General features: G+C 36.6%; 18 protein-coding genes. 1 reads left to right on the forward strand and 17 read right to left on the reverse strand.

The window, feature by feature from the left end; translation table 11 throughout:
• The first annotated feature begins 174 nt into the window (after positions 1-174).
• The gene (locus HMPREF3177_RS07280; protein WP_070458278.1) at positions 175-945 is read left to right on the forward strand and encodes a putative hydro-lyase; all 771 of its coding nucleotides are present in this window, start codon (positions 175-177) and stop codon (positions 943-945) included.
• Between the two features lie 92 nt (positions 946-1,037).
• Here the strand turns inward: HMPREF3177_RS07280 and rbsK are convergent, their stop codons facing one another.
• The 17 genes from rbsK to HMPREF3177_RS07365 all read right to left on the reverse strand — a co-directional run bounded on the left by rbsK (position 1,038) and on the right by HMPREF3177_RS07365 (position 15,684).
• Positions 1,038-1,937 (reverse strand): ribokinase, encoded by a 900-nt coding sequence (gene rbsK, locus HMPREF3177_RS07285; protein WP_371440542.1) that lies wholly within the window; start codon positions 1,935-1,937, stop codon positions 1,038-1,040.
• Between the two features lie 419 nt (positions 1,938-2,356).
• Positions 2,357-2,644, reverse strand: a complete 288-nt coding sequence (locus HMPREF3177_RS07290) for a Veg family protein (protein ID WP_040928170.1) — start codon at positions 2,642-2,644, stop codon at positions 2,357-2,359.
• A 109-nt stretch (positions 2,645-2,753) separates the two neighbouring features.
• Positions 2,754-3,641 (reverse strand): 16S rRNA (adenine(1518)-N(6)/adenine(1519)-N(6))-dimethyltransferase RsmA, encoded by an 888-nt coding sequence (rsmA, locus tag HMPREF3177_RS07295; RefSeq protein WP_070458310.1) that lies wholly within the window; start codon positions 3,639-3,641, stop codon positions 2,754-2,756.
• A complete protein-coding gene (gene rnmV / locus HMPREF3177_RS07300; protein ID WP_246827414.1) occupies positions 3,641-4,189 on the reverse strand; it encodes a ribonuclease M5 in 549 nt (182 codons plus the stop codon). Before rnmV ends, rsmA begins: the two co-directional genes overlap by 1 nt.
• Before the next feature lie 45 nt (positions 4,190-4,234).
• Positions 4,235-5,002 carry a TatD family hydrolase gene (locus HMPREF3177_RS07305; RefSeq protein ID WP_070458283.1) on the reverse strand — a complete coding sequence of 256 codons (768 nt, stop codon included), beginning with the start codon at positions 5,000-5,002 and terminating at the stop codon, positions 4,235-4,237.
• 15 nt (positions 5,003-5,017) lie between these two features.
• Positions 5,018-6,988 carry a methionine--tRNA ligase gene (gene metG / locus HMPREF3177_RS07310; protein WP_070458286.1) on the reverse strand — a complete coding sequence of 657 codons (1,971 nt, stop codon included), beginning with the start codon at positions 6,986-6,988 and terminating at the stop codon, positions 5,018-5,020.
• 24 nt (positions 6,989-7,012) lie between these two features.
• Positions 7,013-7,834 (reverse strand): 16S rRNA (cytidine(1402)-2'-O)-methyltransferase, encoded by an 822-nt coding sequence (gene rsmI / locus HMPREF3177_RS07315; RefSeq protein WP_070458289.1) that lies wholly within the window; start codon positions 7,832-7,834, stop codon positions 7,013-7,015.
• Positions 7,831-8,085, reverse strand: coding sequence for a GIY-YIG nuclease family protein (locus HMPREF3177_RS07320; protein WP_068128670.1), 255 nt, complete (start codon positions 8,083-8,085; stop codon positions 7,831-7,833). Before HMPREF3177_RS07320 ends, rsmI begins: the two co-directional genes overlap by 4 nt.
• Positions 8,078-8,806: a tRNA1(Val) (adenine(37)-N6)-methyltransferase gene (locus HMPREF3177_RS07325; protein WP_068128672.1), complete on the reverse strand. Its 729-nt coding sequence runs from the start codon at positions 8,804-8,806 to the stop codon at positions 8,078-8,080. Before HMPREF3177_RS07325 ends, HMPREF3177_RS07320 begins: the two co-directional genes overlap by 8 nt.
• 43 nt (positions 8,807-8,849) lie before the next feature.
• On the reverse strand, positions 8,850-9,170 hold the full coding sequence (locus tag HMPREF3177_RS07330; RefSeq protein ID WP_040928164.1) for an initiation-control protein YabA: 321 nt from the start codon (positions 9,168-9,170) through the stop codon (positions 8,850-8,852).
• A 2-nt stretch (positions 9,171-9,172) separates the two neighbouring features.
• Positions 9,173-9,979: a PSP1 domain-containing protein gene (locus tag HMPREF3177_RS07335; RefSeq protein ID WP_070458291.1), complete on the reverse strand. Its 807-nt coding sequence runs from the start codon at positions 9,977-9,979 to the stop codon at positions 9,173-9,175.
• A gap of 7 nt (positions 9,980-9,986) precedes the next feature.
• Entirely contained in the window at positions 9,987-10,880 is an 894-nt protein-coding gene (locus HMPREF3177_RS07340; RefSeq protein WP_070458294.1) for a hypothetical protein, read from the reverse strand.
• A gap of 2 nt (positions 10,881-10,882) precedes the next feature.
• A complete protein-coding gene (locus HMPREF3177_RS07345) occupies positions 10,883-11,212 on the reverse strand; it encodes a cyclic-di-AMP receptor (RefSeq protein WP_040928162.1) in 330 nt (109 codons plus the stop codon).
• Between the two features lie 2 nt (positions 11,213-11,214).
• A complete protein-coding gene (gene tmk, locus HMPREF3177_RS07350) occupies positions 11,215-11,841 on the reverse strand; it encodes a dTMP kinase (protein ID WP_068128679.1) in 627 nt (208 codons plus the stop codon).
• A gap of 1 nt (position 11,842) precedes the next feature.
• Complete coding sequence (locus HMPREF3177_RS07355; protein WP_070458297.1) at positions 11,843-13,045, reverse strand: Orn/Lys/Arg family decarboxylase; 1,203 nt, start codon at positions 13,043-13,045, stop codon at positions 11,843-11,845.
• Positions 13,046-13,055: 10 nt separating this feature from the next.
• Positions 13,056-14,603, reverse strand: a complete 1,548-nt coding sequence (locus HMPREF3177_RS08695) for a glycine betaine ABC transporter substrate-binding protein (RefSeq protein WP_070458300.1) — start codon at positions 14,601-14,603, stop codon at positions 13,056-13,058.
• Entirely contained in the window at positions 14,593-15,684 is a 1,092-nt protein-coding gene (locus tag HMPREF3177_RS07365; protein ID WP_070458303.1) for an ABC transporter ATP-binding protein, read from the reverse strand. Before HMPREF3177_RS07365 ends, HMPREF3177_RS08695 begins: the two co-directional genes overlap by 11 nt.
• Between the last annotated feature and the right edge of the window lie 374 nt (positions 15,685-16,058).

The raw sequence follows: 16,058 nt of genomic DNA on the forward strand, positions 1-16,058 counted from the left end.
TTTGTTAAATATATCCGGATATCTAACAAAATCACGATTTTTTTGTTAAATATAATTTCTCAAAGGTTCCCTATTACTCTTTTAAAGATAAAACACCCAAACGCCCCCAAAAAACCCCTATCTCCACAAAACTCCTGTAAACTATAAGTAACATTTTTATCGAGGAGAGATATTATGGATGCTTATGAAATTCGTCAAGAGATTCGTAATGGCCGACATAAGAATACGACGTCTGGCTTAGCAAATGATAACGTGCAGGCGAATCTTGTTGTGCTACCTAAATCGTATGCATTTGATTTTTTACTATATGCACTTCGCAATCCAACACCCATTCCGATTATTGAAGTGCTCGAAGATGGTAAGTATAACAGCCGCTTAGCAAAGGATTCGGATATTCGTACTGATATTCCATTTTATAACATTTATAAAAACGGAACGCTCGTCGACACCGTCGAAGACGTAACAGACATTTGGCAAGATGATTTTGTTTCATTTTTAATCGGCTGTAGTTTTACATTCGAAGACGCGCTAATGAAAGGCGATATCTCGCTTAAGCATATTGAACAAAATAAAAACGTCGCGATGTATAAAACGAACATCCCAACAGAGCGTGCAGGTATTTTTCATGGTAATATGGTCGTTTCAATGCGCCCGATTAAAAAGAATCTAGTTGATAAAGCAATCGAGATTACATCTCAGTTTAAAGATATGCATGGAGGTCCGGTTCATGTCGGAGATCCACGTGCAATTGGGATCGAAGATATCACAAAACCTGATTATGGTGATTCGATCGATATTGCAGACGATGAAGTACCAGTATTTTGGGGATGTGGAGTCACTCCACAAAACGCAATTTTACAAGCGAAACCTTCGATTATGATTAGCCATAAACCAGGGCATATGTTTATTACTGACATTAATAACGAGGCGTTTAAAGAAGAATAAAAAATGAGTCCTATTTTGAAACTTCTATCCGTTTGGCTATCAAAACCAACCATTCGAGAGTTCAAATAGGACTCGTACTTTTTATAATGCATTTAGTTATTATGCTCTACTTCTTCTAATATTGCTAAAACTTCTTCGCGCGTCGGCATTCCACTTTGCGCGCCGAATTTCGTAACACTCAGTGCACCTGATGCGTTCGCAAATCGTAAACTTTCTTTCAAACCATTTCCGCGTGCGAGTTCACTTACAAGTGCGCCGTTAAAAGTGTCTCCTGCTCCTGTCGTATCGACAACTTCTGCTTTAAAACTTCCGATACTTACTTCTTTTTTATCTTCATAATAAAAACAACCATTCGAACCGTTCGTCACGATAATTTTGTCGATATAATCATCCATTAAATTTGAGTGGTAGGACTTTAACTGATCCAGCTCGATTTTGTTCGGTGTGATGTATGTACATGCGTCTAAAATGTTGTCCGTGAGTGCCGATGCTGGCGCTGGATTCACTATTAACGGCACATCGTTTTCTTTACAAATTGTCGCGAGATAATCGACTGTTTCGATTGGAATTTCTAGCTGTGTTAACACGTAATCACTATCGATTACTTTATCTTTATGTACTTCTAAAAATTCAGGTGTTACGTGTGCGTTTGCACCAGGAACGATAATAATCGAGTTGTCTTTGTCAGCAAGTGTAATACACGCAAGCCCTGTCGATACGTTTTTAACAGGTGTTTCATCTACAAATGTAATTCCGCGCGACTTAAAGTTTTCTAGAATCTCTTTACCGTAAACGTCGTATCCAATTCTACCGATAAACGTCACGTCACTTCCGAGTTCTCTCGCTGCTACTGCTTGGTTCGCGCCTTTACCACCACACGTCGTCACAAAATCATTACCAATAACCGTCTCTCCTGTTTTCGGAACGATATCTGTCGTAACGACGAGATCCATATTCAAACTCCCAACGACCATAATCTTTGGAATTGTCATTGATTATCATCCTTAGCTTTTACAAATTTTATTCGTTTATATGATTCTAACAGTATAAAACAAACAATTAAAAGTCGATAGTTATATGAGACATAATAGAAATAATATCATTAATAGAAATTCATATTGATCTCAGTTATTTATTTCGTATTATATAAAATAAAGTTATAATAATATAAATTAAATTTATTTTAATGGAGTAGAAAACATTCCCTTTATATAACTTATTTTTACTTGTCGGTCTTGGAATTTATTTATCAGTTTACGGCTTCTATCTTTCTGAGGGAAAGCTTGCTTATTCTGTTGCACTTTGCGGTGCACTGCTGATTGGACATGGTATCTGGAGCAGCATCCTCATGAGCAACAAGTTCAAATAAAAAACTGCACATCATTGATGTGCAGTTCTATAATGTAAGTATTTAGTTTGCCACTTCTTCGTCTTCAATCAATACAAGCTTCTCTGTCTTGTCCTCATTGAAAACTGTGACTTCTACATGTTTAGTCAAGATGTCTGAGTATGAATATGATACACATTCAAAATTATGTTTTTCTGGATCGAGCTCGACGATGAAGATTGCTGGATGTGTTTCTCTTAACACACCTTTTCGTCTTACGATTGTTCGTCTACCGCCTTGTGCTTCAAGTAATACTGGATTTCCTACTTCGTCTTCTAAGATTCCTCTTATATCTCTCAATGTCTTTGCCATAGTTCATCCACCCTTATCTTTACTTATCTTATTGTACCATTTTTTCACAATTTAGTCAATTTATTTTAAAAAGATACGGGTTTAGACTATACATTGAGATTCATATTTGTTAAAATTTAAGATTACTATTTTTGAAGCTTTCATAAATACGTGCGTATTCTTGTATTGACAAGCTTTCACCGCGTCTTTTCGGATCGATTTCAGCGGCTTCTAACATCGCTAATATGTCTTCTTTTTTCTTTTTCCCGTCTTTAAATAAGCTTTGATAGTTATTGTATATCGTCTTTCTTCTCATGACGAACGCACCACGCGTCAGTTTGAAGAATGTTTCTTCATCGTCTACTTTGACAGGAGGATTTTCGTGTCTCACGAGTTCTACGACGATCGAGTCAACATTTGGTGGTGGCATAAACACTGTTTTTGGTACGTTTTGAATGATTTTAGCTTCTGTATAGTACTGAATCGCAATCGATAAAGAACCATAACTCTTGCTGCTCGGTGAGGCACTTAGACGTTCACCGACTTCTTTTTGCATCATCGTGTAAAAGCGTGAAATCTCTTTATGATACATTAAAAAGTTCATAAGAATCGGTGTCGTAATATAATACGGTAAGTTTGCGACGACGATAACTTCTTTTACGTCAGAGAATTCCTCTTTAATGACCTCTCCAATATCAGCCTGTAAGACGTCTTCATGGATGATTTTAATGTTGTCATATGGACTTAACGTGTCGTTAAGCACTGGAATCAGGCGGTCGTCGATTTCAAATGCGACGACTTTTTTAGCCACTTTTGCAAGCTGTTCAGTCAGTGACCCAATCCCTGGACCTACTTCAATAACACCGATGTCGTCGTTAATTCTCGCTTTTTTTAACACTTCTTGTATAATATTTCTGTCGATTAAAAAATTCTGTCCTAAACTTTTTTTCGTGCTAAAGTTATACTTTTCAACGATTTCTTTTGTACGACCAATTGTTGCGATGTCTTTCATCTCTATCATTCCTTATAATCTTTTAAAGCGTCTAAAATCAACTCTTTTTGAATGTTATATCGGTTAAATTTTTGACGCATACTATTTGCATTCGCGTATCCTATGTTTAGCTTCTCTGCCACGTGATGGCGTCTTTTTTTAGAATCTGGTTGCCCGGATAACTGTAAGTCGATCATGTCACTTTTTGTTATCGTTTCGACTTCAGTTTTAGCACTCGTCACGACTCTTTTTAGCGCATCTTTTAAATCTTCGGGCGATGCATTTTCAACGCCGATTTTCCCTCGTTTGTTTTTGGCTTTGTTACGATTGATGAACGCCTCTTTAATATTTGGAAATCGTTCAAGTATCGTATTTCGAATCTTTTGTCCGGGGTAATCTGGATCTGTAAATATAATTGCACCACGTGTATTTAATGCGACTTCGATTTCATCGAGTGTTCGTTTGTTTATTGCTGAGCCGTTCGTTTCAATAGTCTCACAATCAAACACCTCATTTAAACGACGTGTGTCGTCTCGGCCTTCAACGATAATGACCTCTCGTATGTATGGTTTCACTATAATTCTTCCTTTTAAGAAAAACAGGGGCATTATAGCCCCTATTTAAATATTATATATTCTCTTTGCATTTTCTGTCGTTGCCTTTTCGACTTCTTCTACAGAAATTCCACGCAGTTGTGCGATTTCTTCAGCGACGAGTCGAACGAGTTTTGGCTCGTTACGTTTTCCTCTAAATGGATGGGGTGTTAAATATGGTGCGTCTGTTTCGACGAGTAATCTGTCGAGCGGCACATATTGCGCCACTTCTTTCGGACGCTTCACGTTTTTAAATGTAATAACACCAGCAAGTGATACGTAAAAGCCCATATTTAACACACGGTCGATTTGTTCATCAGTACCGTTATGGAATGAATGCATAATACCACCGACTGATTTTGCATCGTGCGATTCTAATATGTCTATCGTGTCTTCATCTGCATCTCTATTGTGGATGACAATCGGTAAATTCACACGCTTTGCGAGTTCAATTTGTTTAATAAACACTTCTTTTTGAATGTCTTTTGGTGACTTATCCCAGTGATAGTCGAGTCCGATTTCGCCGATAGCGACGATTTTTTCGTGACTGGATAATGACTCAATCCACTCTAAATCCTCATCCGTACAATCAATTGCGTCGACTGGATGCCATCCGATAACGCCGTACACTTCGTCATACGATTCGATTAATTCCATCGTACGCTCAATTGTTTTACGGTCAAACCCGATAACGACGAATTTTTCTACGCCGTTTTCTTTTGCGCGTTCTATTACCGCATCAACTTCACCTTCATATTGATCTGCGTTTAAGTGAACGTGTGTATCAATTAGCATCGAATCACTCCTTAATTACTTTACAATGCTTCCGTTTTCTATACCGTTTGGTACAGATACGAGCGTTAATCGTGCATCTTTTTCTGCTGTTAGAATCATTCCTTGAGAAAGCTCTCCGCGAAGTTTCACAGGTTTTAAGTTCGTCACGACGAGTACTTTTTTACCGATTATTTCATCCGCTTCATAATGCTCGCGAATACCTGACACGATTTGACGCTCTTCATTTCCTAGATCGACTTGAATCTTTAGTAATTTATCTGCTTTTGGATGTTCTGATGCGTTTACGATTGTTGCGACTTTAATTTCGACTTTATCAAAGTCATCAATCGAAATTTCTTCTACTTCTTCAGCGTCTTCTTTAGGTGCTGCTGGAGCAGTCTTGGCCATCTCTTCTTTAATAAACTGAACTTCTTCTTCGACTTCAAGTCTTGGATAAATTGGCGTTGCTTTCTTTGATACTGGTGAGCTAAATGCAACTTGTCCATATGTGTAAATTGTGTTGTACTCTGTTTGAATTTCTTCAGTCAATCCGAGTTGTTCAAAAATCTTTTTAGAACCTCTCGTTAAGAATGGTTGCGTTAAAATACCGATAATACGGATACTTTCAGCGAGATGAACCATCACGTTACCAAGTGCTCCTGTTTTTTCTTCACGAGCTAAAATCCATGGTGTTGTTTCATCGATATATTTGTTCGTACGGCTTACAATTGTCCATACCGCTTCAAGTGCGCGGTTAAACTGTAAATCGTCCATTGAATGTTCATACTTTTCAATGCTTTCTTTTACTGTGCGTTCTAAGTCAGCGTCAAAGTCGTTTTGTGCTCCGTTATACTCCGGAACTTCTCCACCGAAGTATTTGTTAATCATCGATACTGTACGGTTCACTAAGTTTCCTAAATCGTTCGCTAAATCGTAGTTCATACGGTCAACGAATGCTTCAGGTGTAAATACTCCGTCAGAACCAAATGGTACTTCACGCATTAAGTAGTAACGTACTGCATCGAGTCCAAAGCGCTCAACGAGCATACCTGGATACACGACGTTCCCTTTAGACTTAGACATTTTACCGTCTTTCATCAGTAACCAGCCGTGACCAAAGATACGTTTAGGTAATGGAAGATCTAGAGCAAGTAACATAATCGGCCAATAAATCGCATGGAAACGTACGATTTCTTTACCGATCATTTGAACGTTTGCTGGCCAATATTTTTCAAAGTTAGACGGGTCATCACTTTTATACCCAAGTGCTGTAATGTAGTTTGCAAGTGCGTCAATCCATACGTAAATGACGTGTTTCGGGTTTGAACGCACTGGGATTCCCCAACTAAATGACGTACGCGTTACAGCTAAGTCTTCGAGTCCTGGCTTAATAAAGTTATTGATCATTTCATGCTTTCTTGATAACGGTAAAATGAACTCTGGGTTTTTATCATAATATTCTAATAGCTGATCCGCATACTTACTCATCTTAAAGAAATAACTTTCTTCTTTTACACGCTCAACTTCGTGACCGCTCGGCGCTTTACCACCAATTACATTGCCGTCTTCATCTTTATATACTTCAGCGAGTTGTGTTTCTGTAAAGTATTCTTCGTCTGATACTGAATACCAACCTTCATACTCTCCAAGATAAATATCACCTTGCTCTAACAGTTGCTCAAAAATATCTTGAACTGCTTTTTTATGGTACTCATCTGTCGTACGGATAAACTGATCATTTGTAATGTCTAGTAATTCCCACAGCTCTTTAATATCTTTTACCATACCATCGAGATACTCTTTTGGTGATTCATTTAAGCTTTTTGCTTTCGTTTCAATTTTTTGACCATGCTCATCTGTACCTGTTAAGTAGTGCACGTCGTATCCTTGTAGGCGCTTATAGCGTGCAAGAACATCTGTTGCGATTGTTGTATACGAGTTACCGATGTGCAGTTGACCACTCGGATAGTAAATTGGCGTCGTAATATAAAATGTTTCTTTCGTCATGGAAATCTCCTCTGTCTTCATTTATTAAATTCTATGATACGTATCATATACGTCTTGTGTTTTTAATTTACGTAATTTTGCCACTTCTTTAATGGCGGCTTTTGGTTTTAATCCTCTTTCAATTAGTATATCGACATGTGTGTTTATATCCATATCAAATTCTTCAACTGAATCGTCAATATATCCTTCTATTACTATAACAAATTCGCCCTTTAAAGGGATGTCTGACGCGAGCATTTCTTTAACGTTTTTAGCTGAGTCTGTCACCGTTTGTTCGAATTTTTTCGTGATTTCTCGAGAGATTGAAACGACTCTATTTTCATCGAATTTATAAATATCGTCGATGAGTTGTTTTACACGATATGGCGACTCATATAAGACGGATGTTTTATCGTGAGTTAGAATTTCTTCTAACTTTTCTTTCCGTTTCTTATTAGATTTTGGTAAAAATCCGAAGTATGTGAATTCAAATGATTCGATACCAGATAATACAATTGCTTGCTGAAATGCGCTCGCCGCTGGAATGACTGTATATTTTAAATCTTCCTGTTGCATACTTTTAACAAGTTCATATCCTGGATCAGATATAATTGGCATCCCAGCATCACTCACAAGTGCGAACACTGTGCCGTCTTTCATCTTTTCTATTATATCTTTTGTCGCTGTTTCTTTGTTAAAATCGTGATAACTTTTTAACGGTGTATCGATATCAAAATGATTTAATAATTTGATCGTCATTCGCGTATCTTCCGCTAAAATAACATCGACGTTTTTTAGTGTATCAATTTGTCTAAAACTCGCATCTTCTAAGTTACCAATCGGTGTCCCTACAATGTATAAATTCATCGTTTCACCTCAGACATTAAAGCTTCTTTTTGTACACGCGTGAATTGTTTAATCTCATATTCTCGTTTTAACGCTTCACTTTTCGTGTTAAAACACTCTGTATATTTTAAAGTGACTGGACGTCTTGCGCGTGTGTATTTCGCACCTTTACCACTATTATGTACGTCGATACGTGCATCGACGTCGATTGCATATCCCGTGTAATACGTGCCGTCACTACATTGTGCGATATAGATATGATGTTTACCCATAATATATCTCTTCCACTTCTTTTGTGTATGTGCCATTTTCATCGTAAATATAAAGTGGCGGTAACACTTTTACGAGCGCGGTACTATTAAATATCGATTCAACGAGCACAAAGTGTGCGGTCTCATTCGTTCGTTTACTATAAACAAATTGTAGTTTTGATACTGTAAAATTATGTTCATGTAATAATGAGATAATTTCATGCACACGTTCTGCACGGTGTACCATATAAAATTTACCTTTATTGTTAATGAGGTAACGTGCCGCTTTAATAATCCCTTTTAAATCAATTAAAACTTCACTGCGTGCGATTTCGTGATGCGTCAAACTATGCGTCGGCTGATTGTTTTTAAAGTACGGTGGATTTACTGTAATTAAATCAAACACTGAGTGGTTGTACTTTAATTTTACATCATTTAAATCGAGGTGCTCAATCTCTATCTGTGTGCTTTTATCGTTTAATTCTATTGAACGCTTAGCCATATCGACAAGTCTTTCCTGGACTTCGATTCCGGTAATTGGCTTTTTCGTTTTATAAGATAAAAGCAACGGAATAATCCCATTTCCTGTACAAAAATCTGCGATTGTTTTAACACGCTTTGTAACGTGGACAAAGTTTGCAAGTAATAACGCATCAATAGAAAAGCTAAACGTTTCTTCACTTTGAATGATTTGCATATTCTCACGATATAACTCATCTAAACGTTCGTTTTCTTTTAACATAAATCATATCTCCCCATAAAATAAAAGCAGCTAAACGCTGCTTTTATAAGTCTCGAGTTAAAATTTCTTGGCAGAAGAGACATTTTTCACCGTGACGATGTGTCCCAAACGATACGTTACAGACGTGAAAACCTTCATCGTACATACTTTGTAACGTATTGCTTTTAAATGATTCGCGTTCTGGCTTCTCTTTATCCGCCGTTGTCTCTATTAACAATTGTTTAAAGTTGTTATTTTCCATTTCTAAACGAACATTTTCTTCTAACAGTTTTACTGTTCGTGTCTTTAACTCATCGAATTCAGCATTCATTGTTTCAAGGTGTTTTTCCATTTTGAGAATATGATCAAATAGCTCATCTCGCATTACTACACCTCATTTGCTTCTAATTCGTCTAAACTAAATTCGTAAATATAGTTATCTTTATTTTTCGTGCGGATTTGTAGTTCTAATATATTTAAACCGATAACCTCAACTTTACCTTTCGGTGTGTAGATAAACTCACCGACATCTGGCAACCTTTTACGCGCAGATTCGTAATGATCATTCTCGTAACTTAAACAGCACATTAAACGACCACACGCTCCAGATATTTTAACTGGCGTGAGTGATAAGTCTTGGTTTTTCGCCATTTGTATTGACACCGGTTCAAAGCTACCTAAATAAGTCGAACAACAGTGACTATAGCCACATGGGCCTACGCCACCAAGATAACGCGCTTTTTCTCGTAGACCGACTTGTCTTAACTCGATACGCGTTTTAAATTCTTGAGCAAGAATACGTACGAGCGATCTAAAATCGACACGTTCATCCGCCGTATAGAAAAATATAAGTTTTTCTTTATCTAATGAATACTTCGACGTAATTAAATGCATACCAAGTTTTTCATCTTTAACAGCGTCTCTACAAAATTCTAATGCTGCTTCTGCTTCTCTATCATTTAGTGCATCATTTTCAAAGTCTTCGTCTGTCGCTAGACGGATAAAACGACCGTCTGGCTCGACGATGTTTTCCTCTGTGACGTTTATATTTTCTTGAAGGACTTTGTGTAAAAACTTACCGTGTCTCGTCTCTGCGACGATGATGTCATCATATTTTAGTTGTTCACCGTTTTTTACTTCAATAAATACTATTTCGTTATATTTTAAAAGTGTTGCTTTTACTACTGTCAGCATAACACGCTCAACCTTTCGAGCTAATAATCATGCTCTCCAAAACGAGCATATTGTTTACATTGAAGTTCAGCATTTTATTTGCTTCTTCTATCTTTTCTAAGTTTCTTGTCAATTGAATCACATTGACTAAGTTTGTTAGTTCAATGTTAAATAGTTTCGACTGCTCAATTTGTAATACGTCATACATTGCTTCACGCATCATACCATCTAATAACGTTAACACTAAGAAATAATCTTTACGTTCTTTACATAGTTCTACGATAGACGTCAAACGGATTAACGCGCGTGCGTCTTTTTTCAGCCACAGTTCAGCTACTTTCTTTGATTCCGTTACAATTTTTGAAAATCGATCTTCAAGTTCAATGATGTGATGATAATCAAGTCCATACTGACTGACGATTTGCTGTAGCCCATGAGAAAGATGAGATAACTCTTCGATTGTTTCATCTTGTCTTCTCGGTATATACATATACTGACTTCTTGATAGTGTCGTCGGTAAAATATTACTCTTATCTGTTGTAAGCAATATCGCAATTGTATTTTTTGGTGGTTCTTCTAAAAACTTTAACAGACTATTTTCTGCTTGAACTGTTAGCTTTTCAAACGATTCAATAATATAAACTTTAAAGTTTGATTGAACCGGCTTTTGACTCATTTGGTACATGACGTCTTGAACGTCTTCTTTTTTAATTGTCGCTCTATCTGTTTGTAGATAATAAAAATCTGGATGATTCAGCGATTCAACCATTGTTTTGCTGCGCGTATCATCTGAAAGAATTTTCGTTGCGAATTCCATAGATACAGATTTTAACGTCTCTAAAGAATCACTTTCAAATAAGTACGTATGACTGAGCTTATTATTTTCGATGATTTTATTTAACGTATGAGAAATATCGACCATACTTAAAATCTTTCAAATTGTTCAATCGGTAGGACGAATACTGTCGCTCCGCCTACTTCTACTTCTACTGGATACGGAATATATGAATCCGCGTTGCCACCCATCGGAGTTACTGGTGCAACTGTTTGTTCGCGGTTTCCGCATGTGTCATCGATAACGTTTAATAACTCATCGACGCGCTCATCTTGAACACCACAAAGGAATGTCGTGTTACCTGAACGTAAAAAGCCCCCTGTTGAAGCGAGTTTCGTGTTTCTAAAATTATTTTTCGTTAATTTATCTGAAAGTCTTTGACTGTCGTGATCTTGAACGATCGCAATTACCATTTTCATGACTATTCACCTCTAGATTTTATAAATTGTGTGATTGCATCAATCGTATCGTGTAATACAGCGTCTATGTCTTGATTCGCATCAATCGTTTTAATGCGCTCCGGATACTGTTCTGATAACTTATTATATCCCATAACTACACGTTCATGAAAGTCTATCTCTTCGTTGTCTAGACGGTTATGTTCAACGTCATTATCTTTTTTACGTAACAACCCAATTTTTGGATCGAGTTTTAAGTAAATCGTTAAATCTGGCATATGTGTATCGATCGCAAATTTGTTAATTTGAAATATCGGATCAAATCCTAACCCTCTTGCGTAACCTTGATATGCCAAACTACTATCTATAAATCGATCGCATAATACAATTTTACCATGATTTAATGCAGGAAGTATCTTTTCAACTAAATGAACACGTCTACTCGCTGCAAATAGTAGTGCTTCTGTATGTCCATCCATATGATACGTTTCTTCTAACAATAAGTCTCGTATCGACTCGCTTAACGGAATACCCCCTGGTTCACGCGTGACAAGCGTTTCATGATGTTTTAAAAGATAATCGTTCACACCTTGTATTATCGTTGATTTTCCGGACCCTTCTGGCCCTTCAAACGTAATGAAGATACCCATGTTATACCTCTATATTATAATACTCTAAGTTTTTCCTTAGTCCTTCTATTTTAACATTTTTCCTAACAAATTCATCCAGTCTATTAATATCAATCACTTCACCTGCTAATATTAACGGAACGCCTGGCGGATACGGCGTGATTGTTTCAACTGCACGTTTACCGTGGAGTTCAGAAATATCGATTGTTATTTCATCTAACTCCTTAACTGTTAAATTCCTAATCGCTTCTAATAATTGTTCAAACGGATATCGGTCGTTATCATGCCATAACGGTAAGCACCAAAGCACCCCGCGCTCACTCACCATTTCGCTATAAATGTTAACGTTTCTAAGACTACGTTCTAAATCATATGGGGAGTGACCCTCTTTGTTTAATACAATTTTTGCAGGATCATCGACAGTTTCAACAGATATATCACACTGCTTTAAATGATGAATTAACTGTTCACGTTTTTTTAAAAATATAAGATCATCAAATGTATTATAAAAGCGTTGTGCACTTTCGATTGATGCCATCACTAAATAGTTCGGCGATGACGTTTCAATTATATTAATATAGTGCATCATACGATCATGAATTGATTTATCTTTAACAAACGTGACTGAAGCGCCAGTTAAACTCGGCAACATTTTATGATACGACTGAATCACGACATCGGCGTCACTATCGATAAGTGAAGATGGAAAGTTTTCTGTCATACTAAAATGTGCACCGTGCGCTTCATCGACAATAACGTAACCTCCACGCTGTTTAACATCAGTAATCGTATCTTTAACATCTAACACGTCACCATAATAAGTCGGAGACGTTATAACGACGACGTCTCCTTTTTTAATGTGACTCAAACGAAATTCTAGAGGTGTTTTATCGAGCAACGAAAGCCCATTATATAAAGATTTATGAGCGTCATCAATATAGAAAAAATTATTATTTTGATGATTTAATGCGTGTATCGATGCTAACATCCCTGTCGTAGAACCATTTACAACGAGTTGTGCGTATCTATTATACGGACTACCTAGTGTGTCGTTTAATTCTTTTAGTACGTCTTCAGGTTCATGTAAATTATCTAACCCTGGAACTTCTGTTAAGTCATAATCGATTTTAATGTCAGATAAAAATCCAATCGTATTGTTTTTATGCCCTGGAACGTGCATTGAAATACCGCTGCTTACTTTTTTTAATGCATCTTGTAAGTCCATTTAATTACTCCTAATCAATTAAGCCTTCTTCTCTTAATAACTCCATCGCAACTTCTTTTTCAGTTTTACCGTCGATGTCGACACGTTTATTTAATTCACGCATTCTGTCGTCATCGATCTTTCCTGCAAATGAATTTAAAATATCTCTAAGCTCTGGATGTTTTTTAAGAAGTTCTTTGTTTACGACAGGTGCCGCGTAATATGGTGGGAAAAGATTTTTATTATCTTCAATAATTTGTAAATCAAATGCTTCAATTCTTGCATCTGTTGCGTATACATCTGCAACGTCGATGTTATTCGTACGAAGAGACTCATAAACGATTCCTGAATCTAACGTTTCAACTTGTTTAAATTCTAAACTATAAAGTTCTTGTAGACCAATGAACCCGTCACTACGTTCTTGAAACTCTGCCGATCCACCAAATCTTAAGTCTCTAGAGACTTTACGTAAATCAGACAGTGTTTCAATACCGTTTTTTTCTACATCATCTTTTCGCATTGCGACCGCATACGTATTGTTGAACCCAATTATATCGAGCCACTCAGAATTCATATCTTCTTCATAGCGCTGTTTAACGTGTTCGTACACTTCTTCAGGCGTCCCGTATTCAAAGTCGTCTTCTTTTAAAATGTCAACGAGTGCTGTCCCTGTATATTCAACGTACATATCGTATTGTCCGTTATTCATACCTTCGACTAAGTTTGAAGTTCCGGTAATGTATGACTCTTTACGAACCTTTATATCTGTATTTCTTTCAATCAGTTCTTTATATGCATAGACTAAAATTTCTTGTTCGGTATCGGCTTTACCACTAATGACCATATCGTCAGAAGAGAATATTGTTTTTACAACTCCAAAACTCATAATAACTAATAAAACACCGATGATACTAAAGAACGCAACTTTACTGAATATACTTCCCTTTTTTCTACCCGGTGCTGAATAATTCTCAACATATTTTAGTAACAGATCAAATAATAACGCAATGACTGCTGCTGGGATCGCTCCCGCCAAAATAAGCCCTGTGTTATTTGTTGAAAGTCCTCTAAATATAAAATCACCAAGACCACCTGCACCTATTAAACCTGCTACAGTCGCAACGCCGACGACGAGTACAGTTGCTGTTCGAATACCACCCATAATGACACGTGTCGCAAGTGGAATCTCGACGATAAAGAGCTGCTGCATATTCGTCATACCCATACCAACACCTGCACGGATTGTGGATTGATTCACGTTTTCGATGCCGATATACGTATTTCTAAGAATCGGTAATAGCCCATAAATTGTTAAAGCAACAATCGCTGGCCATTTCCCAGTACCCATAATCGGCACCATGAATACGAGTAACGCAAGACTCGGAATCGTTTGAAATATCGATGCAACCCCAATAATTGGACCTGCAAGTTTTGGCGTACGTGTGAGTAATATGCCAGTTGGCACTGCAATCACAATCGCTATTAATAGAGAGAGCATCGATATTTCAATATGTTGCTGAATTAAATTTAAAAGCTCAGACGATCTCGTCGTTAAAACATTGTAAAATTCACTCCACATACGCTTCACCACGCTTACTGTCAGTGCTTAACATACTAAATAACTTTTGTATATCCAAGACACCGGTATAGTTATTCATTTCATCTACAACAATATGTAGCTTCCCTTTAGTTGCACTGATTATATTCATTGCCGTATTAAAGTCTGTATTTTCATCTAGCACAACAACATCTTCAACTTCCAAATCATCTTCTTGTAATCGAAAAAAATCATATGCATAATACTGTTCTTCAATTTTTACTGGCACCTTATTAATACGTCGATCTTTCATAATTGAAATAATCTCTTCTTTTGAATCACCTTTAACTTTCGGATACTCTTTATTAGTAAAATCTTTTACTTTAAAATGCTCCATTATATATTTTCGTTGACGCTCTTCGCCAATGAATTTTTGTATAAATGTATTATTCGGATTAAAAATTAATTGTTCAGGTGTACCAATTTGCTCAATTTTACCATCATTCATTACAGCGATACGGTCTGCTATTTTTAATGCCTCATCCATATCGTGAGTAACGAATACAATTGTTTTCTTAATTGTCTCTTGTAAGTGAATTAATTCGTCCTGTAATTCACTTCTTGTGACAGGATCTAAAGCAGAGAACGCCTCATCCATTAATATAATGTTAGGGTCTGAATATAACGCACGAATAACGCCGATACGTTGCTGCTGACCGCCAGATAGCTCATCTGGATAGCGGTCTTTAAAACTTTCATCCATATTCACTAGTCTTAATAATTCATCAATACGTTTCTCATCTTTCTTTTCACCTTTTAAACGGTTGACTAGGCTAATATTATCGCTAATTGTCATATGTGGCATCAATCCGATATCTTGAATAACATAACCAATTGAACGTCTCAATTCGACTTTATTGATGTCTTTGATGTTTTTATCATCTATATATATGTCGCCTTCTGTCATTTCTGTTAAACGGTTAATCATTTCCATCGTTGTCGTCTTTCCGCTACCAGATGGACCAATGATAACAAATAACTCATTTGACTCTATATCAAAATTTATATGATCAACGGCTAAAAAATCACCGTATGCTTTTGTTACATTTCTAAAGGAAATCATGGCAACCTCCTATATTCTATTTTATAAAGGTATAACGCTAATTATAGATATTCTATAATGCAAATTCAAAATAAGGAGATTAGTAGTGATGAAAAATGAAGAAACAGATTAATTATTAATTTGATGTAAGAGTTTTTAATGTAAAGAGGCTTTACGTAAAAAGAGAGAGCAATATGTTAACACAAATACAGTAATTGTTAACATAACGAAGTACTATTTAACGCAAATCGATTTTGCGTCAAATAACTAAAAGCTGAAGATAATCGACCACTGTATATAACTTATATTTTATAAAATATAAAAGAACAAAAAAAGGAGACCCTATAGGGTCTCCAATGAGTGCCTAGCGACGTCCTACTCTAGCACGGGTCAAC

The sequence above is a fragment of the Nosocomiicoccus sp. HMSC09A07 genome (assembly GCF_001808485.1).
GTDB classification, from domain to species: Bacteria; Bacillota; Bacilli; order Staphylococcales; family Salinicoccaceae; genus Nosocomiicoccus; species Nosocomiicoccus ampullae_A.

Coding starts and splice junctions, on each gene's coding strand:
- HMPREF3177_RS07280 (WP_070458278.1), top strand. CDS start 175: ATGGATGCTTATGAAATTCGTCAAGAGATTCGTAATGGCCGACATAAG.
- rbsK (WP_371440542.1), bottom strand. CDS start 1,937: ATGACAATTCCAAAGATTATGGTCGTTGGGAGTTTGAATATGGATCTC.
- HMPREF3177_RS07290 (WP_040928170.1), bottom strand. CDS start 2,644: ATGGCAAAGACATTGAGAGATATAAGAGGAATCTTAGAAGACGAAGTA.
- HMPREF3177_RS07305 (WP_070458283.1), bottom strand. CDS start 5,002: ATGCTAATTGATACACACGTTCACTTAAACGCAGATCAATATGAAGGT.
- metG (WP_070458286.1), bottom strand. CDS start 6,988: ATGACGAAAGAAACATTTTATATTACGACGCCAATTTACTATCCGAGT.
- rsmI (WP_070458289.1), bottom strand. CDS start 7,834: ATGAATTTATACATTGTAGGGACACCGATTGGTAACTTAGAAGATGCG.
- HMPREF3177_RS07320 (WP_068128670.1), bottom strand. CDS start 8,085: ATGGGTAAACATCATATCTATATCGCACAATGTAGTGACGGCACGTAT.
- HMPREF3177_RS07325 (WP_068128672.1), bottom strand. CDS start 8,806: ATGTTAAAAGAAAACGAACGTTTAGATGAGTTATATCGTGAGAATATG.
- HMPREF3177_RS07330 (WP_040928164.1), bottom strand. CDS start 9,170: ATGCGAGATGAGCTATTTGATCATATTCTCAAAATGGAAAAACACCTT.
- HMPREF3177_RS07335 (WP_070458291.1), bottom strand. CDS start 9,979: ATGCTGACAGTAGTAAAAGCAACACTTTTAAAATATAACGAAATAGTA.
- HMPREF3177_RS07340 (WP_070458294.1), bottom strand. CDS start 10,880: ATGGTCGATATTTCTCATACGTTAAATAAAATCATCGAAAATAATAAG.
- HMPREF3177_RS07345 (WP_040928162.1), bottom strand. CDS start 11,212: ATGAAAATGGTAATTGCGATCGTTCAAGATCACGACAGTCAAAGACTT.
- tmk (WP_068128679.1), bottom strand. CDS start 11,841: ATGGGTATCTTCATTACGTTTGAAGGGCCAGAAGGGTCCGGAAAATCA.
- HMPREF3177_RS07355 (WP_070458297.1), bottom strand. CDS start 13,045: ATGGACTTACAAGATGCATTAAAAAAAGTAAGCAGCGGTATTTCAATG.
- HMPREF3177_RS08695 (WP_070458300.1), bottom strand. CDS start 14,603: ATGTGGAGTGAATTTTACAATGTTTTAACGACGAGATCGTCTGAGCTT.
- HMPREF3177_RS07365 (WP_070458303.1), bottom strand. CDS start 15,684: ATGATTTCCTTTAGAAATGTAACAAAAGCATACGGTGATTTTTTAGCC.